Annotated in this window: 19 protein-coding genes and 2 pseudogenes; 12 read left to right on the forward strand and 9 right to left on the reverse strand. The window is 61.7% G+C overall.

Going from position 1 to position 17620, the window contains the following annotated elements:
* The first annotated feature begins 342 nt into the window (after positions 1-342).
* Positions 343-759: an OmpA family protein gene (locus FHP91_RS21245; RefSeq protein ID WP_222105082.1), complete on the forward strand. Its 417-nt coding sequence runs from the start codon at positions 343-345 to the stop codon at positions 757-759.
* A 62-nt stretch (positions 760-821) separates the two neighbouring features.
* On the opposite strand, the gene moeA is transcribed toward FHP91_RS21245, so the two are convergent.
* A complete protein-coding gene (moeA, locus tag FHP91_RS01910) occupies positions 822-2066 on the reverse strand; it encodes a molybdopterin molybdotransferase MoeA (RefSeq protein ID WP_144307995.1) in 1245 nt (414 codons plus the stop codon).
* Positions 2067-2364: 298 nt separating this feature from the next.
* Here moeA and FHP91_RS01915 point away from each other — a divergent pair, with 298 nt between their 5' ends.
* The 8 genes from FHP91_RS01915 (at position 2365) to FHP91_RS01950 (ending at position 8866) form a co-directional block, all read left to right on the forward strand.
* Complete coding sequence (locus FHP91_RS01915; protein ID WP_144307996.1) at positions 2365-2841, forward strand: 4Fe-4S dicluster domain-containing protein; 477 nt, start codon at positions 2365-2367, stop codon at positions 2839-2841.
* 13 nt (positions 2842-2854) lie between these two features.
* Positions 2855-4702: an aldehyde ferredoxin oxidoreductase family protein gene (locus FHP91_RS01920; protein WP_144307997.1), complete on the forward strand. Its 1848-nt coding sequence runs from the start codon at positions 2855-2857 to the stop codon at positions 4700-4702.
* A gap of 115 nt (positions 4703-4817) precedes the next feature.
* On the forward strand, positions 4818-6086 hold the full coding sequence (locus tag FHP91_RS01925) for an NAD(P)/FAD-dependent oxidoreductase (RefSeq protein ID WP_144307998.1): 1269 nt from the start codon (positions 4818-4820) through the stop codon (positions 6084-6086).
* On the forward strand, positions 6083-6334 hold the full coding sequence (locus FHP91_RS01930; RefSeq protein ID WP_144179806.1) for a MoaD/ThiS family protein: 252 nt from the start codon (positions 6083-6085) through the stop codon (positions 6332-6334). The genes FHP91_RS01925 and FHP91_RS01930 overlap by 4 nt, the downstream gene beginning before the upstream one ends.
* A 2-nt stretch (positions 6335-6336) precedes the next feature.
* Positions 6337-6642 carry a hypothetical protein gene (locus FHP91_RS01935; protein WP_246116192.1) on the forward strand — a complete coding sequence of 102 codons (306 nt, stop codon included), beginning with the start codon at positions 6337-6339 and terminating at the stop codon, positions 6640-6642.
* Between the two features lie 6 nt (positions 6643-6648).
* Positions 6649-7353 (forward strand): ABC transporter permease, encoded by a 705-nt coding sequence (locus tag FHP91_RS01940; RefSeq protein ID WP_144179804.1) that lies wholly within the window; start codon positions 6649-6651, stop codon positions 7351-7353.
* A complete protein-coding gene (locus FHP91_RS01945) occupies positions 7350-8069 on the forward strand; it encodes an ATP-binding cassette domain-containing protein (protein WP_144307999.1) in 720 nt (239 codons plus the stop codon). Before FHP91_RS01940 ends, FHP91_RS01945 begins: the two co-directional genes overlap by 4 nt.
* A gap of 38 nt (positions 8070-8107) precedes the next feature.
* Positions 8108-8866: a substrate-binding domain-containing protein gene (locus FHP91_RS01950; RefSeq protein WP_246116193.1), complete on the forward strand. Its 759-nt coding sequence runs from the start codon at positions 8108-8110 to the stop codon at positions 8864-8866.
* Between the two features lie 228 nt (positions 8867-9094).
* Here FHP91_RS01950 and FHP91_RS01955 read toward each other — a convergent pair whose 3' ends face one another.
* From FHP91_RS01955 to FHP91_RS01965, 3 genes are all read right to left on the reverse strand, one after another.
* The gene (locus tag FHP91_RS01955; protein ID WP_144308001.1) at positions 9095-10456 is read right to left on the reverse strand and encodes a TRAP transporter large permease; all 1362 of its coding nucleotides are present in this window, start codon (positions 10454-10456) and stop codon (positions 9095-9097) included.
* A 3-nt stretch (positions 10457-10459) separates the two neighbouring features.
* Positions 10460-11149, reverse strand: coding sequence for a TRAP transporter small permease (locus FHP91_RS01960; RefSeq protein ID WP_144179800.1), 690 nt, complete (start codon positions 11147-11149; stop codon positions 10460-10462).
* Between the two features lie 104 nt (positions 11150-11253).
* A complete protein-coding gene (locus FHP91_RS01965) occupies positions 11254-12261 on the reverse strand; it encodes a TRAP transporter substrate-binding protein (RefSeq protein ID WP_144308002.1) in 1008 nt (335 codons plus the stop codon).
* Positions 12262-12788: 527 nt separating this feature from the next.
* Here FHP91_RS01965 and FHP91_RS21680 point away from each other — a divergent pair.
* Positions 12789-12848: pseudogene (locus FHP91_RS21680) on the forward strand (hypothetical protein); the annotation flags it as partial.
* A 10-nt stretch (positions 12849-12858) separates the two neighbouring features.
* Positions 12859-13032, forward strand: a complete 174-nt coding sequence (locus tag FHP91_RS01980; RefSeq protein WP_246116196.1) for an Lrp/AsnC ligand binding domain-containing protein — start codon at positions 12859-12861, stop codon at positions 13030-13032.
* A gap of 94 nt (positions 13033-13126) precedes the next feature.
* Here FHP91_RS01980 and FHP91_RS01985 read toward each other — a convergent pair whose 3' ends face one another.
* Positions 13127-14338, reverse strand: a complete 1212-nt coding sequence (locus tag FHP91_RS01985) for a methionine gamma-lyase (RefSeq protein ID WP_144308003.1) — start codon at positions 14336-14338, stop codon at positions 13127-13129.
* A gap of 150 nt (positions 14339-14488) precedes the next feature.
* Between FHP91_RS01985 and FHP91_RS01990 the strand changes: the two genes are divergently transcribed.
* The gene (locus FHP91_RS01990; RefSeq protein WP_222105084.1) at positions 14489-14944 is read left to right on the forward strand and encodes an Lrp/AsnC family transcriptional regulator; all 456 of its coding nucleotides are present in this window, start codon (positions 14489-14491) and stop codon (positions 14942-14944) included.
* A 58-nt stretch (positions 14945-15002) separates the two neighbouring features.
* Here the strand turns inward: FHP91_RS01990 and FHP91_RS01995 are convergent, their stop codons facing one another.
* The 4 genes and pseudogenes from FHP91_RS01995 to FHP91_RS02005 form a co-directional block, all read right to left on the reverse strand.
* Positions 15003-16418, reverse strand: coding sequence for a TonB-dependent receptor (locus FHP91_RS01995; RefSeq protein ID WP_144308005.1), 1416 nt, complete (start codon positions 16416-16418; stop codon positions 15003-15005).
* Between the two features lie 216 nt (positions 16419-16634).
* Positions 16635-16811: a hypothetical protein gene (locus tag FHP91_RS21080; protein WP_186301415.1), complete on the reverse strand. Its 177-nt coding sequence runs from the start codon at positions 16809-16811 to the stop codon at positions 16635-16637.
* Positions 16808-17230, reverse strand: coding sequence for a hypothetical protein (locus FHP91_RS02000; RefSeq protein WP_144308006.1), 423 nt, complete (start codon positions 17228-17230; stop codon positions 16808-16810). Before FHP91_RS02000 ends, FHP91_RS21080 begins: the two co-directional genes overlap by 4 nt.
* Before the next feature lie 170 nt (positions 17231-17400).
* Positions 17401-17620, reverse strand: a pseudogene (locus FHP91_RS02005) (dihydrolipoyl dehydrogenase); the annotation flags it as partial.

The following is a 17620-nucleotide window of genomic DNA, read 5'->3' on the forward strand; positions in this document are numbered from 1 at the left end:
TGGCATTTGTTTTTCTGCGCACGGGCGGGGCGGCGCTCTTTCGCTGATCGTTGGCATAGCGATAAATTACTGTTTGTCATATGGAAATGACATTTGTTGGCGTGTATGATGCGAGCCCAGCTGGAGTATTCCAGGAGGCGCTGGCCGTGGGCTGTTGAATCCCCGGTGTCGCAAGCGCGGACCCCTATATTCACTCGTCACGAGGTTCTTTCCATGAAGTCGTCCTTGATCGCCATTGCGCTGAGCGCATGTTTGTTGTCCGCTTGCGCAACCGCCCCCCAGTCGTCCGGAGAGCCGGCAGCACCGGCTGCCGCACCGCGGGCTGAGCCCGGAAAGACGCCCATGCAGTTGTTGTCGGCGGAGGCGGACGGGCTGAAAGATGTCGGACTTGGCGTCGAAGCATTGGGTGATGGCTTGCGCGTGACGCTGCCCGGTGCGATGAGCTTCAAGTCGGGGCGCAGCGAATTGAATGCCGACGCTGCCGATGCGCTTGATCGTCTCGCCGGCGTACTCAATACGGTGCCGCAGGTGCATGCGCGGGTGGTCGGGCATACCGACAGCGCCGGGGATGGCGCCTACAATCAGACGCTGTCCGAGGCGCGCGCCGCCGCGGTGGCGCGTGCTTTGATCGAGCGGGGTGTCGCCGAGGAGCGCCTGTCTTCAGAAGGGCGTGGCGAAGATGAGCCGGTGGCTGACAACGGCTCGCGGGAAGGCCGTGCAAGCAATCGTCGAGTCGAGCTCGTGATCGGCGCGAAGTGAGTCTGTCATTCAAAACAACAACGCCGGCATATGCCGGCGTTGTTGTTTGATCGCTCGGCGGATCAGGTCAGGCCGTCGAACAACTGAACGTCGACCGCGTCACCTGCGGCCACATCGGCACGGGACTCGGGCAGCACGATGAAGCAGTTGGCATCTGACATCGAGCGCAACACGCCGGAGCCCTGGGCACCGGTGGGCGACACCTCCCAGCCATCGGCGCTCGCGCGGACGATGGCCCGGACGAATTCCCGTCGGCCGGGGCGCTTGCGGATCTCGATGGTGCAGCGCGCGGCCAGCGTGGGCCGCGTCGGCAGGGGGCTGACGCCCATCAGCGCCAGCAGGGCGTCCTGCACAAACTGGTAGAAGGTGACCATCACCGCGACCGGGTTGCCCGGCAGGCCGAACAGCCAAGTGGTATCGAGCTTGCCAAAGGCCATCGGCCGGCCCGGTTTGATGTTGATCTTCCAGAAGGCGACTTCGCCTAGTCGATTGACCATTTCCTTGATGAAATCCGCCTCGCCGACCGACACACCGCCGGAGGTGAGGATCACGTCGGCGGCGGTGGCCGCATCGTGAAAGGCCGCTTCGAGCGCTTCGGGACGGTCGGGAATGACCCCCATGTCGAGGATGTCGCAGCCGAGCCGGGTCAGTACGCCATAGAGCGTGTAGCGGTTGCTGTCGTAGATCTGGCCGGGGGCGAGCGGTTTGCCGATCGAGGCGACTTCATCGCCGGTCGAGAAAAACGCGACGCGCAGCCGGCGATAGACGGTAACTTCGGCAATGCCCAGCGAGGCGATCAGGCCGAGTTCGGCCGGGCCGATACGCTTGCCGGCAGACAGGGCCGGCTCGCCCAGGGCGAGGTCTTCGCCGGCGCGGCGGACATTCTGGCCGGGTTTGCGGCCGGCCGGAATCTGAACCTTGGTCTTGTCGGCCTGAACGTCTTCTTGTGGCACGATACAGTCGGCGCCGCGCGGCATCATCGCGCCGGTCATGATGCGCACCGCCTGACCCGGTCCGACGATGCCGGAGAAGGCGTTTCCCGCGAAGGCGGTACCGACGATGTTTAGCGACGCGCCGGCGTGGCAGTCGTCGGTACGAATGGCGTAGCCGTCCATGGCGGAGTTGTCATGAGCGGGGACATTGTGCGGCGCAATAACGTCTTGGGCGAGGACGCGGCCGAGGGCATCGCGAATGGCGACCTGTTCCCAGCCCTGGACCGGCGTCAGAGAGGCGTGAATGAGTGCGCGTGCTTCCTCAACATCAAGCGCGGTTCGCGCAGCGGCTGGGGCGTCGGTCGGGCGTGTCATGGTCGGGTCTCTTGTTTTGGAACGTGAACTGCATCGGAAAACGTGTTGCACTGCGTCCAGATGAATAGTAGGCAATCCCGCCTGAAAGCGCCATCCGGCGCGGCTTTCGGTGCGTTGACAATCAAGTCCGTGGGCGTATGCTGAAGACTCGATCGCGTCGTGCTGAGCAGGCGCGTGAGGGAGAATAATAAACGGGCGCATGCAGGAATTGTCCCGCAGCTGACTGCACTGCGAGGACTATTGTTCGGTCCGCCAGAGACCACCCGCCCGATTTCAACCTGTCAGGAGGAGTCGGCCGATGTTGAAGTCTCTTCACATTGACCCCGCCAAATGCACGGGCTGTCTGCAATGCGAGATGGCCTGTTCGTATGAGCATCATGGGGTCTTCAATCCGTCCAAGTCACGGATCAAAGTATTCAATTTTGAAGCCGAGGGCAAAAAGGTGCCCTATACCTGCACCCAGTGCGCCGAAGCCTGGTGCATGAACGCCTGTCCGGTCGATGCTATCCGGCTTGATGCGGCGACGGGCGCCAAGGTCGTTCACGAGGATATCTGCGTCGGGTGCAAGGTGTGCACCATCGCCTGTCCCTTCGGCACCATCAACTACGAGCAGGATTCGGGCAAGGTCCAGAAATGTGACCTGTGCGATGACAACCCGGCCTGTGCTGCGGCCTGTCCGACCGGCGCGATTACCTATATCGACGCCGACTGGACGGGGCTCGACAAGATGCGACAGTGGGCGGCCAAGGCCAACACTGCCACGCCGGCAACTTGAGGAGGACGGAACCATGGGCTGGGCTAGAAAAATCCTGCGCGTGAACCTCACTCAGGGCACGTGCACCCCTGAGCCGCTGAACATGCAGTGGGCCGACGAATATCTCGGCTCACGCGGGTTGGCGAGCAAATATCTCATCAGCGAAATCGATCCGAAGGTCGATCCTTTATCGCCGGACAACAAGATGATCATGTCCACCGGTCCCCTGACCGGCACCATGGCATCGACCGGCGGGCGGTACACCATTGTGACCAAGGGGCCGCTCACTGGCGCCATTGCCTGTTCGAACTCCGGTGGCTTCTTTGGCGCCGAAATGAAGTTCGCCGGCTGGGACATGATCATCTTTGAGGGCAAGTCGCCAAAACCGGTGTATTTGTACGTCGAAAATGACCGGGCCGAGCTGCGCGATGCCAGCGGTTTGTGGGGCAAGTCCTGCTGGGAAACCGAAGAGACCATCAAGAAGCAGCATCAGGACCCGCAGATCCGGGTGTCCTCGATTGGCCGGGCGGGCGAAAATCAAGTGCTGTACGCCTGTGTGGTCAATGATCTGCACCGGGCCGCCGGCCGCTCCGGCGTGGGCGCGGTGATGGGCTCCAAGAACCTGAAAGCCGTGGCGTTGCGCGGCACGAAGGGCGTTGGCGGCATCAAGGACTTCAAGGGCTTCATGGCCGCAACCACTGCCGCCAAGAAAGTGCTGGCCGACAACGCGGTGACGGGTGAGGGGCTGCCGAAGTATGGCACCCAGGTGTTGATGAACGTGATCAACGAGATGGGTTCGCTGCCGACGCGCAACCACAAGGATGTGCAGTTTGAGGATGCGTCCAAGATTTCGGCCGAGGCCATGCACGAGAAGCGCGCCTCGGATGGCAAGTCGCAACTGGTGACCAATGCCGCCTGTTTCGGGTGCACCATCGCCTGCGGGCGGATATCCGAGATCGATAAGGGCCATTTCACTGTCGTCAACAAGCCCGAATACTGGGGCGCGTCGGGCGGTCTGGAGTACGAAGCCGCCTGGGCGCTGGGTGCCGCCAATGGTGTGGGCGACATTGAAGCCCTGCAGTACGCCAACCTGCTGTGCAACGAGCAGGGCATGGACCCGATCTCCTTCGGCGCCACCGTCGGCGCGGTGATGGAACTCTACGAGATGGGCGTGCTGACGAGCGAGCAGATCGGTGTTGATGCGCCTTTCGGTTCAGCCGAAGCGCTGGCGCGCTTCACCGAGATGACCGCACTGGGCGAAGGCTTTGGCGTGGAAATCGGCCAAGGGTCGAAGCGCCTGTGCGCCAAGTATGGTCACCCCGAGTTGTCGATGACGGTCAAGGGGCAGGAGTTTCCGGCCTATGACGCACGCGGCATCCAGGGCATGGGCCTGACTTATGCCACCTCCAACCGCGGCGCCTGCCATTTGCGCAGCTATACCGTGGCCTCCGAGGTGCTGGGCATCCCGGTCAAGACTGATCCGCTGGTCACCGAGGGCAAGCCGGAGTTGGTCAAGGCCTTCCAGGATGCGACGGCGATTTTCGACTCGGCGGGCATCTGCGTGTTCACGTCCTTTGCCTGGACGCTGGCCGATGTGCAGCCGCAGTTGCAGGCGGCTTGTGACGGTGATTGGTCCATGGAGAAACTCAACCTGGTGGGCGAGCGCATCTGGAACATGGAACGGCAGTTCAACACGGCCGCAGGCTTTACCCGCAAGGATGACGACCTGCCACCGCGCTTGAAGACCGAACCTGCCCAGACGGGTCCGGCCAAGGGGCTGGTGAGCGGTATCGACAAGATGATTCCGGAGTACTACCAGATACGTGGCTGGACGCCGGAAGGCGTTGTCACCGAGGAAACAGTCGCCCGGCTCGGGCTCTGATTCTAGCCTTGGGCTGAGTGCTGGTCGCGGTGAAGGCCGCGGCCGGTTCCGCTTGCTGTCGGCTCGTCCTTGCCTTCTGGGCGGGCGGGCCGATCCTGCGTATGAGGAGTTCTCCATGAAGTATCTGATTCTGGGCAATGGACCCACCGGGGTGATTGCCGCCGAAACCCTGCGCCAGGCCGATCCGGCCGGCCAGGTCGTGATGGCTGGCAGTGAAGACGCGCCGCCGTATTCGCGCATGGCCATCCCGTATCTGCTCGAAGGCAACATCAACGAGTCCGGCACCTACCTGCGCAAACGCGCCGGGCATTTCGAATCGCTGGGCATTCGCTTGAAGCCGGGCCGTGCGGTGTCGGTCGACCGTGAGCAACAGCGCGTGTTGTTTCACGACGGCAGCCACGAAGACTACGATCGCCTGCTGATCGCCACCGGATCGCACCCCGTGCGTCCGCCCATCCCCGGCATTGACCGCCCGCAAACCCAGACTTGCTGGACGCTTGAAGACGCGCGCGCCATTGCAGCGCTGACCAAGCCCGGCAGCAGGGTGCTGCAGCTCGGCGCGGGTTTCATCGGCTGCATCATTATGGAAGCGTTGGCCAAACGGGGGGTGGAGCTGACCGTGGTCGAGATGGGGGACCGCATGGTGCCGCGCATGATGACCCCGACCGCTGGCGGCATGATCAAGCGCTGGGTGGAGTCCAAGGGCATTGCCGTGCGCACCTCGGCGGGCGTTGAGCGTATCGACACCGGCACGGGCGATGCGCCGCTGAATGTGCAGTTGTCCACCGGCGAGCATTTTCCCTGCGATGTGGTGATTGTTGCCGCTGGCGTGGCGCCGAATGTCGGCTTTCTGGAAGCGACCGGGGTGCACGTGGCCAAGGGCGTGATCGTCGATTCGCGCATGGAAACCTCGGTGCCGGGCATCTACGCGGCCGGGGACGTGGCCGAGGCGCCGGATCTGTTCACCGGTGCGCACCTGGTGTCAGCCATTCAGCCCAATGCGGCCGATCAGGCGCGTATTGCCGCCATCAACATGGCGGGCGGACAGGCTCAGTTGCCGGGGGTTCTGGCGATCAACGTGCTCGACACGCTCGGTCTGATCTCGACTTCATTTGGTCAATGGTGGGGCGACAAGGACGGGCAAAGCGTCGAGCAATGCGACGAGGCGGGGTATCGCTACATCAGCCTGCAGTTCAAGGACGATGTGCTGATCGGCGCAACCGCCATCGGGCTCACCGATCACGTGGGTGCGTTGCGCGGCTTGATCCAGGGACAGTTGCGTCTCGGGCCCTGGAAAGACCGCCTGCTTCACAACCCGCACGCGTTCTTTGAGGCCTACGTGGCGGTGACGCAATCCACCGCCTTGAATCGAGCGGTGGCATGAAGCTGAAGTTCAAGTTGTTTGCGTCATTGACCGATTACCTGCCGGCCGATCGAAAAGGCAATATCGTTGATCTGGATCTGCCGGCAGGCACCACGATTCAGACGGTCATTGATCAGTACCGGGTGCCTGAAAAAAGCGCGCATCTGGTGCTGGTCAATGGGCGTTTCATTCCACCGGCCGCGCGGGCGAGCCATGTGCTGGAAGAAAACGATGAACTGGCCATCTGGCCGCCAGTGGCCGGAGGCTGATCTTGGCGTTTACCCCCCCGTCACTGGAGACGTTTTCGCGCGAAGTGGGCGCCAGCGCGCAGGAGTTTGAGCGGAGTCTGCATGCGGCATTGCCCGGCGGCGTCGAGTCGCTGGGAGCGGGGCGGTTTCGCGTGAGCGCGGGCGAGGTGCGCCTGGAGATCACCGCGGTACCGCAGTCGGCACGGCGGATCGGTCTGTTTGCGTTGCCGGTGCTGGCGACCCGATTTGAGTTTTTGGCGGGCGAATTGCCGGCGCGCGCGGCCCTGATCGCGCGGCTGGATCGCGCCATGCAACGCGGCGGAGGCTGAGGCACTTTGGGCGGATTTTCACAGGCGTTTGCCGACGCGTTTTCGCTGTTGTGGGACTTCGACGCGCGCGTATTCGAGATCGTCCTGCTCTCACTTCAGGTGAGCGGCCTGGCCGTCTTGATCGGCACGTTTATCGGACTGCCGCTGGGCGCGTGCCTGGCCGTTGGGAGCTTCCCCGGCAAGCAGACGGCGGCCGTCATCGTTAACGGCTTCATGGGGCTGCCCTCGGTGGTCGTGGGGGTGGTGGTCTATCTCGTGTTGTCGCGCTCCGGGCCAATGGGCGACTTCGGCCTGTTGTATACGCCATCGGCCATGGTGATTGCTCAGGTGGTGCTGGTGGTGCCGCTGATGGCGGCGATCGCCCGGCAAGTGGTCGAAGATACTTGGCGGCAGTACCGTGAAGAGCTGGCCGCGCTGCGCTTTGGCTGGCGCGACACAGTGCGGGTGCTGCTGCACGATTGCCGGTTTTCGCTATCGGTGGCGGTGCTGGCCGGTCTGGGCCGCGCGATGTCGGAAGTGGGGGCGGTGATGATCGTCGGCGGCAATATCGACCGCAGTACCCGCGTCATGACCACCGCCATTGCGCTCGAAACCAGCAAGGGGGATCTCCCGCTGGCGATTGCGCTGGGCATGGTTTTGCTGGCGCTGATCCTGTTTCTCAACGCCGGGGCCTTCGCCTTGCGCACCTCGGTGATGCGTCGATTCGAATGAGCCTGTTCCCGTTGCAGCTTCGTGATGTGGTGTTTCGACCCAATGGTCGGGCTGTCCTCGATGGGGTGGATCTGACCCTGTCGGGCGAGGGTATCACCGTGGTGCTCGGGCCCAATGGTGCGGGCAAGAGCGTGCTGCTGCGGACCATCTGCGGTCTGTTGCCGTCCACGGGAGGGGTGATCGATTGGGGCGGCGGCAGCTTTGATCCGCTGGCGGTCGGCATGGTCTTCCAGCATCCGGTCATGCTGCGCAGCTCGGTGATCGACAACATCGCCTTGGGGCTGGTGCCGCGCGGGGTCGGCGCACGCGAGCGACGCATGGCGGCAATGGCCATGCTCGAGCAGATCGGGCTGGCTGATCGGGCCAACGATAACGCCAGGCAATTGTCGGGCGGTGAGCAGCAACGTCTGGCGCTGGGTCGGGTGTGGCTGACCCGGCCGCGCCTGCTTTTGCTGGATGAGCCGACCTCCAGTCTCGACCCCTCGGCGGTCGAAGCGGTGGAGCGCATCGTGCGGCAGATCCGCACGGAAGGTACAAAAATATTAATGACAACGCATAATCTCGGTCAGGCGACGCGTCTGGCCGATGACATCGTGTTTCTGGCCGGCGGCCGGGTACGTGAACATGTGTCGGTGCGTCGCTTCTTTTCCCAGCCGTCCTCGGTGGAGGCGCGGCAGTTCATTCAAGGAGAACTCCCATGGCATCTGGCTTTTTGAAACGTCTGCTTCCAGCGCTGATTCTGAGTGCAACGGCAATGTCGGTGCAGGCCGGTGAATCCATTACGTTGGCTTCGACGACGTCCACTGAAAACTCGGGCTTGTTCGGCTATATTCTGCCGATCTTCGAGAAGGCCACCGGCATTCAGGTAAAGGTCGTTGCGCTGGGCACCGGTCAGGCGCTCGATGTCGGCAAGCGCGGCGACGCAGACGCGCTGCTGGTGCATGACCGCGCCAAAGAAGAAGCCTTTGTCGCCGAGGGCTTCGGGGCGTATCGCAAGGACGTGATGTACAACGACTTCGTCGTGGTTGGTCCGGCGGCCGATCCTGCGGGCATTGCTGCCGCAAAGAGTACTGACGAGGCGTTTGGCAAGATCGCTGACAGCGGCAATGCCTTCGCTTCGCGCGCTGACCGCAGTGGCACCCACTCGGCGGAAATGCGTTTCTGGAAAGCGGCGGGCAAGAATCCGGAAGGACAGGCCTGGTACAAGGCGTCGGGGTCCGGCATGGGGGCGACGCTGAACATGGCGGCGGGTGTCGGTGCATATACCCTGAGTGATCGCGGTTCGTGGGCCAACTTCAAGAACCGGCAGGATCTGAAGATTTTGTTCCAGGGTGACCCGGCACTCTACAACCCCTACGGCGTGATTCTGATCAACCCGGTGAAGCATCCGCATGTCAAAAAGGCCGCGGCGGAGTCTTTCATTAACTGGATCACGTCCGAGGCCGGACATCAGGCTATCGCTGATTACAAGTTGCACGGCGAACAGCTGTTTTTCCCGCTCAAGGCGAAGTAAAGCCCGGTTCTGCTGTAGCGCTTTGGACGCCCGGCCAGTGCCGGGCGTTTTTCGTTGTCGGACGCTTCAACACACAGCCGCGTGGCCGGTGCTGGATGCGTCTGATGGTCGGGTTGGTTGCCACGCAAACACGACGGCTGATGGTCGGAGGGCTTCAGTGCCAGATTGTCGGCGCAAAAAAACAAACCCCCGCCGAGGCAGGGGTTTGTTCTGTTCGCGTGCTCAGGCTTACTGGATGATGACTTCCGGGCCCATCATCAGCGTCGGCAGCCAGGTCGAGACCCAGGGCACGTAGGTGACGATGATCAGGAAGAGCATCATGATCGCGACCCAGGGCAGGGCCGCCTTGACCACGTTCATCACCGACATCTGGGCGACGCCCGCCGTGACGAACAAGTTCAGGCCAACAGGTGGTGTGATCATGCCGATTTCCATGTTCACCACCATGATGATGCCCAGGTGGATCGGGTCGATGCCCAACTGGATGGCGATCGGGAAGACCAGCGGTGCCACAATGATCAGCAGGCCCGACGGTTCCATGAACTGACCGCCGATGAGCAGGATGATGTTGACCACGATGAGGAAGGCAATCGGGCCAAAGCCGGCTGAGAGCATGGCCTCGGTGATGGCCTGCGGGATGCGCTCCTCGGTCAGCACATGCTTCAGGATGATCGCGTTGGCGATCACGAACATCAGCATGATGGTCAGCTTGCCCGCTTCGAACAGGGTCTTCTTGGTGTCCTGGTGCCAGAACACTTCCAGCACTTTGAACAGCGGATTGCGATGGTTGTTTTCATCAGCAAACGGCCCCATGTCGCGGTAGACATAGTTGGCGATCAAGAAGGCGTAGACCGCGGCCACCGCAGCCGCTTCGGTCGGCGTGAAGATGCCGCCGTAGATACCGCCAAGAATGATCACGATCAGGAACAGGCCCCAACCGGCGTCGCGCGCTGCTGTAAACACCTCGCCCCAGCCGGGGAAGGGCTGTTTGGGCAGGTTCTTGACGCGCGCCGCAATGTAGATCGCGATGATCAGCATGAAGCCGGCGAGCAAGCCCGGAACGACGCCCGCGAGGAACATCCGGCCAACCGACACGTCGGTGGCGGCGGAATAGACCACCATCACGATCGACGGCGGAATCAGAATGCCCAGCGTGCCCGCGTTACAGATCAAACCTGCGGCAAACTCCTTTTTGTAGCCCGCCTGCACCATGCCTGCGATGACGATGGAGCCGATAGCCACCACGGTGGCAGGCGAGGAGCCCGACAGCGCGGCGAACATCATGCAAGCGACCACCGATGCGATACCCAGGCCGCCACGAATCGAGCCGACCATGGCGATGGCGAAGCGGATGATGCGGTTTGCCACCCCACCCGTCGACATGAAGCTCGAGGCGAGGATGAAGAACGGGATCGCCAGCAGCGTGTAGTGACCGTCAAACGTGGTGAAGAGCGTTTGTGCCACCGAACCGAGCGAGGCGTCCGAGTGAAACATCAGGAACAGAATGCTCGACAGACCGAGCGAGATGGCGATGGGCACGCCGATCAGCATGAAGCCGATGACCATGCCGAAGAGAATTGCGAGATCCATCGGTCAGTGCTCCTTTTTGTTGGTCTGAGCGCCCGCATTCATCTTGGCGATGGCGCGGTCCGAGTTGTGATGGTGACCGTCGGCGTGGGCATCAACCGCGTCTTCGATCATGTCTTCAACTTCGTGCGCGGCAATGATCGAGTCACGCTGATTGGTCAGTACGTGATAGCCCGCCTGCAGCAAACGCAGCACCAACAGGGCCATGCCCAGCGGCAGTGCGAAGTAGGGCACGAAACGCGGCATCTTCTCGTAAGCTTCGCCTTCGTTGATGATCGGGCCAATCCATGCCAGGAAACCCGGCATCGGGATGTCGTCGGTTTCCATCCAGATACGGTCGGAGGCAAACGGATACCAGTATTCCCAAGCGCCTTTGAGCAGCAGTACGGCGAAGAGCAGGCTCGCGCCGACGGCCAGCAAGGCAAACACCTTTTTCACCGGCGGAGGCAGCAGGTTGATGATGACATCCACGCCGATGTGGAATGTGCGTTTGACGCCGTAGGCGGCGCCGACGAGCACCAACCAGGCGAACAGGACGACCGTGACTTCCAGCCCCCACAAAATATTGCTGTTGAAGACATAGCGCGCAACCACGTTGGCGAACGTGATCAGCGTCATGAATCCCAGTGTGACCGCGATGAATGTTTCTTCAGCGCTTTCCACTGCCTGGGAAAATCGGCTCGGTTCTCCAGTCATCTCCCTCTCCGTTTTATCAAAGGTTGGGCCAAAAATATGCGCGGGGAGCCAGGCTCGCCGCGCATACGGATGGCGCAGATGGGACGCCCTCGCGCCCCACGGGCTTAGCCCTTGTTAGCCTTCTGAGCGGCTTCCATCAGGTCAGCCCCGATGTCGCCCTCAAACTTCTTCCACACCGGCTTCATCGCCTCGACCCACGCCTGGCGCTGCTCAGCCGTCAGCGTACGCACGGTCGAACCGGCTTCGATGACTTTCTGGCGGTTGTCTTCGTCGACTTTCTTGACGGCGGCGTTACGCTCGGTGGTGACTTCGCCGAGGATCTTCAGGAACTGGTCACGCACTTCCGGCTTCTGGCTCTTGAGCCATTCGGTCGAGGTGACAACCAGGTAGTCCAGCACGCCGTGGTTGGTTTCGGTAATGCCGTCCTGAACTTCGAAGAACTTCTGGCCGTAGATGTTGGACCAGGGGTTTTCGCAGCCATCGATGGTCTTGGTCTGCAGCGCGCCGTACACTTCGCTGAAGGCCATTTTCTGCGGGTTGGCACCGAGTTGCTCGAACTGAGCGACCAGCACGTCAGAGGCTTGCACGCGGAACTTCAAACCCTTGGCATCTTCCGGCTTGATCAGCGGCTTGTTGGCCGACAGCTGCTTCATGCCGTTGTGCCAGAAGGACAGGCCCGTCAGACCACGGCGGCTCATCGATTCCTTCAGCTTCTGGCCGTCGGCCGAGTTCTGGAAGCGATCAACCGCATCAATGTCGGTGAACAGGAAGGGCAGATCGAAGAGACGGAATTTCTTGGTGAATTTCTCGAACTTCGACAGCGACGGAGCAGCCAGCTGCACGTCGCCGCTGAGCATCGCCTCGAGCACTTTGTCGTCGTTGTACAGGCTGGAGTTCGGATACACCTGCATGCAGGCCTTGCCGTTCATTTCTTCGTTGACCCGCTTGGCCAGCAACTCCGCAGCAATTCCTTTCGGGTGCTTGTCGGTGTTGGTCACGTGGGCGAACTTGATGACTACCTCACCGTCATCGCACGCGCCTTCGGCTTGAGCGACACCGATTTGGCCTGCCAGGACTGCAGCTGCTGCGATCGCGATTACATGTTTGCGCATTTGGACTCCTCCACAACGTTATATAGGTCATGCCCGAATCGTTTTGTCCGGACCTGCCACTGTAGGCTCGCAACCTTCTCTGGTTACTTTGAGCCCGCTTTGAAGCATTGGGCACAAGCATAGTGTCTCAAAGCGTTCAGTAACGGAATACGTAATGTCACTTATCCAGTCTGTGGGCGGGGTGCTTCTGGTCGGGAGTCGTTGTGTCAGTGCTTCTGGCCGCCTTGATTCAGGTTAGGTCAGCTTGTCGGTTTTTTCGAATGATGCAGTCGCGCATCACTTGAAGCCGGTTGGCCAGCCGACGATGACTAAGGCGCAGAACATCATTTAGGCATCTTGCCGAAGCCCGCCATGCCGCGCTCGGCCAGACCACGGTCAAGGTAGTGCATCGGACCGCCGGAAACCACGCAGGAAGGCAGCACGGTGCGGTATCTACCGCCTGGCTGTGATCTCTCTGTAGGTTGTTCATTCGGGACGTGCCGGTCAGATCGGATGTGCCCACCAAACCAGTCTTTCGAGTTTCCCGAATGAACACACATGAAAATGCCCGATTAACGGTCCATGGTCGAGTGCTTCTTGTGAGGCGCGTCGTTGAACATGATCTGCGCGCGGAAGAGACGGCACAGGCTGCACACCACCAGTGGCACGTGGGACCTGATTGCCGAAATCCAGACTGTCAGCCTGTCCGAGTTTGACCGCGTGCTGCGCGAGGTGCGCATGATTGATGGCGTGCTCAACAGTGAGACGAGTCTGTTGCTCAGTTCGGTTTGAGCGCGACGGCGTCGTTGCGATCTGGCAAACACGACCGACGCGCTGGCGCGCCTCGCCCTGAATCGTTTGCGGGTTTTGGATCCGATAATAGTCCTCAGGCCGCCGCGCGCAGCTGCGAGGCGGCCAGCGCGCGTTCGATGTCGGCGATCAGATCCTCGATATCCTCCAGCCCGGCAGACAGCCGTACCAGCCCCTCGGGGATGCCCGCCGCCGCGCGCTCTTCGGGCGTGTAGGTCGAGTGCGTCATGCTGGCGGGGTGCTGGGCGAGGGATTCGGCGTCGCCCAGGCTGACCGCACGGGTGATCAGGCTCAGATGGTTCATGAAGGTCCGGCCGGCGTCCAGGCCGCCCTTGAGTTCGAAGGCGATCATGCCGCCAAAGCGCTTCATCTGGCGGCTGGCGAGGGCGTGATATGGATCGCTTTCAAGGCCGGGGAAGTACACCCGCGCGACGGCCGGATGCGAGGCCAGCGTGCGGGCAATCGCTTCGGCGTTTTTGCAGTGGCGGTCCATGCGCAGCGCCAGCGTTTTGAGGCCGCGCATGATGAGGTGCGCGTCGTTGGGCGAGAGCACGGCGCCGGTCATGTCCTTGAGGCCTTCGAGGCGCACGCGCATGGCCAGTTCGGCGTTGCAGGCGACGATGCCGGCGGTGACATCGCCGTGGCCGTTGAGGTATTTGGTGGCCGAATGCACCACCACGTCGGCGCCCAGCGAGAGCGGTTGTTGCAGATAGGGGGTGCAATAGGTGTTGTCGACCACCACCAGCGCACCGTGGCGGTGGGCGATGGCGCTGCAGGCGGCGATGTCGACAAGGCGCATGTTGGGGTTGGCCGGGGTCTCGAAATACACCAGACGGGTCGTGCTGGAGATGGCATCGGCCAGCGCCTGCGGATCGGTCATGTCGATGCGGGTGACCTTGACACCAAAGCGCTGCAGGCCGTGCATGAAGAACGAATGGGTGCAGCCATACAGCGTGGTGTCGGTGATCAGTTCATCGCCCGGTTGCAGCAGCGTCCAGCAGGTGGCGGTGATCGCGCCCATGCCCGAGCCGAAGGCTACGGCCGCCTCGGCGCCCTCCAGCGCTGCCATGCGTTGCTCAAGCAGGGCCAACGTGGGATTAGAGATGCGGGTGTAGAAATGGCCTTTTTCCTCGCCCGAAAAACAGGCGGCGCCGTACTCGGCACTGTCGAAGGCGAAGGTGGAGGTCTGGAAGATCGGGGGGACCAGCGCGCCCTGATGGTCGAGCGGATCGTAGCCATGGTGGATGGCGCGGGTGGCAAAACCTTGAGGGCTGGACGCGTGTGACATGGGGGCTTCCTTGTTGGGTGGGAAGGCCTGCTGGCCAATGCATCCACTTTAGCGATCCATGGCTTTCGATAATTGCCGAAATCATGCGCGATATGCTTTCATTGGCGCATGAAAGGCAAAGAATATGGCTTTGTTTTAGGAAAATTTGCTATGGACGAGATCGACAAGAAGATTCTGACGAGTTTGCAGAACGATGCGCGGGTCACCGTCGCTCATCTGTCGGAGCAAGTGTCGCTGACGTCGTCGCCCTGCTGGCGGCGGGTCAAGGCGCTTGAAGAGTCTGGTGTGATCCGTGGTTACCATGCCGAACTCGACCCGCGCCGCCTCGGCTATGACGTGACCGCTTTCGTGAGCGTGATGCTGGAGAACCACCGCATCGATGTGGGTGACTCTTTCGAGGTCGCGGTGCAGGGCATTCCGCAGGTGGTGGCCTGCCACAACGTATCGGGGCGTTACGACTTCATGCTCGAAGTGGTGGCCACCGATCTCGAAGCCTTCGGCGAGTTCGCTCGCAACGTGTTGCGCACACTGCCGGGCGTGAAGGAGATCTATTCCAGCTTCTCGCTCAAATCGATCAAGCATCAGCGGCGGCTACCACTGCCTTGAGCTGACGGCGCAAAAACGGCGACCCGTGGGCCGCCGTTTTTGTCAGGCAGGGGTGCGCTTACTCGGTATCGAAGCCCAGCAAGCGTCCGTCCATGATGCGTTGCGCGACCGATTCGGGCACATCTTCTTCCCAGTCGCCCCGACCGCTGCGCAGTCCGGCGAGCACCTCGGTCACGTCGATGTGCAGATGGCTTTCGTCGTGGGGTTCGATCGCCAGCAGCTTGTCGTTTTCTTTCAAGTAGGCGAGCAGGTGGCGCAGATTGGCCGGCACCTCGACATTGTCGAGCGTTACCAGGTCGGTCGCCTCTCCGCCGCGCGGGCGCGAGGGGTAGACATACACATGCGTGTTGTCGGGGAAGAGCTTGCCGAAAGCCTCCAGAATGCCGCCCTCCATGCCCTCGTAGTATTTTTCGTCGAACAGGAAACTGAAATCGCGCACCGACAGCACGATACCGATCGGCTTCTGCGTGTAGCGGCGCAGGTAGGCGCGCAGACGGAAGAAGCGCAGATAGTCGGAGATCATTACCGTGTAGCCCTGCGAGGCCAGCAGATCGATGCGGGCGAGGAAGTCTGCGCCGTCCACGTTGTCGCCCGAGGCCAGCGAGTTCATGGTGATCTCGGCCAGCGACACCACCTCTTTCTCATCGACCGCCGCCAGCTGGCTGAACTGCTTCTGGCCGGCGAGCATCATGTCCACATTCACCAGCGTCAAAGGCTTGAAGCTGCCGCGCATCACCATCACCGGCTTGCGGTACAGCAGCTCGCCCGGCACCACCACCTCTCCGGCCGGGTTGAACACCACCGCGCGGGTCAGCCAGCTGCGAATCAGGTGCAGGTTCATGAGGCGGTTTTCGACCTCCTCGAAATAGGGGCCGGAGAAGTGGATGACGTCCACCTCGATGCGCTCCGAGCCCAGTCCGTCGCCCAGCGCCTCGACCACCCACTCGGGGTTCTGATAGTGGTTGAAGGCGCCGTGGATCAGGTTCACGCCCAGAATGCCGAGCGCCTCGGCCTGCAGCGCGTTGTCGTCGTCGAGCATGCGCACATGCATGATCACATCGCTCGGCTCGGCGCCCGGATGCAACTGCAAACGCACGCCCACCCAGCCGTGGCACTCGTTCGCCTGCTTGAAGCTGCGCGCCGTCACCGTTGCCGCGTAGGCAAAAAAGGTGGTGTTCTTCGCCCGCACATGCGCCAGCCGCGCCACCACCTGGCTGAACTCCTTGTCCAGCATCTGCAGCAGACGTGCCCGGCTCACATAGCGATCCACATGCCCGTAGATGTCATCGCTCACCGCCATGTCGTAGGCCGACATGGTCTTGGCAATCGTCCCCGCCGCCGCGCCCACCGAGAAAAACCGCCGCGCCACCTCCTGACCTGCCCCGATCTCCACGATGGAACCGTACTTCAGCTTGTCGAGGTTGATGGCGAGGGCTTTCTGGTCGGTAGAGAGCGTGGTGTCGCGTTTGCGCATGTCGGGAGTCTCGGCAGTGTCGGGCGAAGCCCCGAGTTTACACCGACGGCCGTGCAGGGCGGATAAGCGCAGCGTCATCCGCCGTCATCTTAGCCGCAGCTCAGAGCTTGCGCGGCAAAGTCCGGTAGCCGGCGGTAGTGGATCGTTCGATGCATTGCATGCGGTGGAAGGCGCTGCGTTTTTCCGACCTACGCGAGCTGATATTTCGGGGGCGGTTCAGTCGGATTGCTTGGAGCGCAGCCTTTTTCGCAGCCGGAAGTTGTCAATTGCAAGATAGATGAGTGCGGCCAGCATGATCGCATCAAAGCCATTGGGGCCAGCAAGAAACCAGAAGGCCCACGCAATCGTTGCGGCAACAAGCGCGGTGAGGAGGAGGGCGATGGAGTCTTTCATGCGAGCGCCGCGTGAAACCGATAGGCGCTTTTATTCGCCACATTGGCCTTATAGATGCCTGGGTACCGCTGCAACGTTTCGGTGAGCCATGGCCTGTAAAGTCCATTCTGGTTGGCGCTGAGCAAGACATCTGCGATTGATGTGCCCCCAGAGAGCGTGCGGCCCGTCGCGACGGCGATGCTCCCGATGACCGCGCCGACATAAAATGCAGCAGTGCATGCCGCAGCGACGCCCAGGCCCTCCAGTTTTGTCGCTGCGCCGAGTTCGCCGAGGGTCACGCGCGTTCCGAATTTGTCTATCTGGGTCATCAATACTGTGGCATTTGCCAAGGTGAGCTGTAGCGTTCCAAACAGCGACTCGGGCGCCGGCAGACCCAGGCTGTTCATGTTTTCTTTGAAGTATTTGTAGAAATTAGACATGGTCTGGGTGTTCTTGAGGTAATGACGAATGACTATATACGATCGTCCTCATGGCGTTCAAGTGCCGTGACTTCCATCTGGCGAAAAGCTGTCTGATGAAAGAGAAACGGCGACCCGCAGGCCGCCGTTTCTCTTTGGTGCCGCCCCGGTAGAGGCGGCGCCGTTGTTGCTTACTTCTTCTTGCGTGCCGGCGGCACATCCGTACAACTGCCGTGGGCAATCTCCGCGGCCATGCCGATGCTCTCGCCGAGGGTCGGGTGGGGGTGGATGGTCTTGCCGATATCGACGGCATCTGCACCCATCTCGATGGCCAGGCAGACCTCGCCGATCATGTCGCCCGCGGATGGGCCGACGATGGTGCCACCGATCACCCGATGCGTCTCCGCATCA

Source organism: Denitromonas halophila (assembly GCF_007625155.1).
Taxonomy (GTDB): Bacteria; Pseudomonadota; Gammaproteobacteria; order Burkholderiales; family Rhodocyclaceae; genus Nitrogeniibacter; species Nitrogeniibacter halophilus.

Excerpts from the sequence above, each read along its gene's own strand:
- FHP91_RS01925 (WP_144307998.1), top strand. The coding sequence starts at position 4,818 with ATGAAGTATCTGATTCTGGGCAATGGACCCACCGGGGTGATTGCCGCC.
- FHP91_RS02000 (WP_144308006.1), bottom strand. The coding sequence starts at position 17,230 with ATGTCTAATTTCTACAAATACTTCAAAGAAAACATGAACAGCCTGGGT.
- FHP91_RS01950 (WP_246116193.1), top strand. The coding sequence starts at position 8,108 with ATGTCGGTGCAGGCCGGTGAATCCATTACGTTGGCTTCGACGACGTCC.
- FHP91_RS01965 (WP_144308002.1), bottom strand. The coding sequence starts at position 12,261 with ATGCGCAAACATGTAATCGCGATCGCAGCAGCTGCAGTCCTGGCAGGC.
- FHP91_RS01915 (WP_144307996.1), top strand. The coding sequence starts at position 2,365 with ATGTTGAAGTCTCTTCACATTGACCCCGCCAAATGCACGGGCTGTCTG.
- FHP91_RS01985 (WP_144308003.1), bottom strand. The coding sequence starts at position 14,338 with ATGTCACACGCGTCCAGCCCTCAAGGTTTTGCCACCCGCGCCATCCAC.
- FHP91_RS21245 (WP_222105082.1), top strand. The coding sequence starts at position 343 with ATGCAGTTGTTGTCGGCGGAGGCGGACGGGCTGAAAGATGTCGGACTT.
- FHP91_RS21080 (WP_186301415.1), bottom strand. The coding sequence starts at position 16,811 with ATGAAAGACTCCATCGCCCTCCTCCTCACCGCGCTTGTTGCCGCAACG.
- FHP91_RS01980 (WP_246116196.1), top strand. The coding sequence starts at position 12,859 with ATGATCTGCGCGCGGAAGAGACGGCACAGGCTGCACACCACCAGTGGC.
- moeA (WP_144307995.1), bottom strand. The coding sequence starts at position 2,066 with ATGACACGCCCGACCGACGCCCCAGCCGCTGCGCGAACCGCGCTTGAT.
- FHP91_RS01990 (WP_222105084.1), top strand. The coding sequence starts at position 14,489 with ATGGACGAGATCGACAAGAAGATTCTGACGAGTTTGCAGAACGATGCG.
- FHP91_RS01995 (WP_144308005.1), bottom strand. The coding sequence starts at position 16,418 with ATGCGCAAACGCGACACCACGCTCTCTACCGACCAGAAAGCCCTCGCC.
- FHP91_RS01945 (WP_144307999.1), top strand. The coding sequence starts at position 7,350 with ATGAGCCTGTTCCCGTTGCAGCTTCGTGATGTGGTGTTTCGACCCAAT.
- FHP91_RS01920 (WP_144307997.1), top strand. The coding sequence starts at position 2,855 with ATGGGCTGGGCTAGAAAAATCCTGCGCGTGAACCTCACTCAGGGCACG.
- FHP91_RS01960 (WP_144179800.1), bottom strand. The coding sequence starts at position 11,149 with ATGACTGGAGAACCGAGCCGATTTTCCCAGGCAGTGGAAAGCGCTGAA.
- FHP91_RS01955 (WP_144308001.1), bottom strand. The coding sequence starts at position 10,456 with ATGGATCTCGCAATTCTCTTCGGCATGGTCATCGGCTTCATGCTGATC.
- FHP91_RS01930 (WP_144179806.1), top strand. The coding sequence starts at position 6,083 with ATGAAGCTGAAGTTCAAGTTGTTTGCGTCATTGACCGATTACCTGCCG.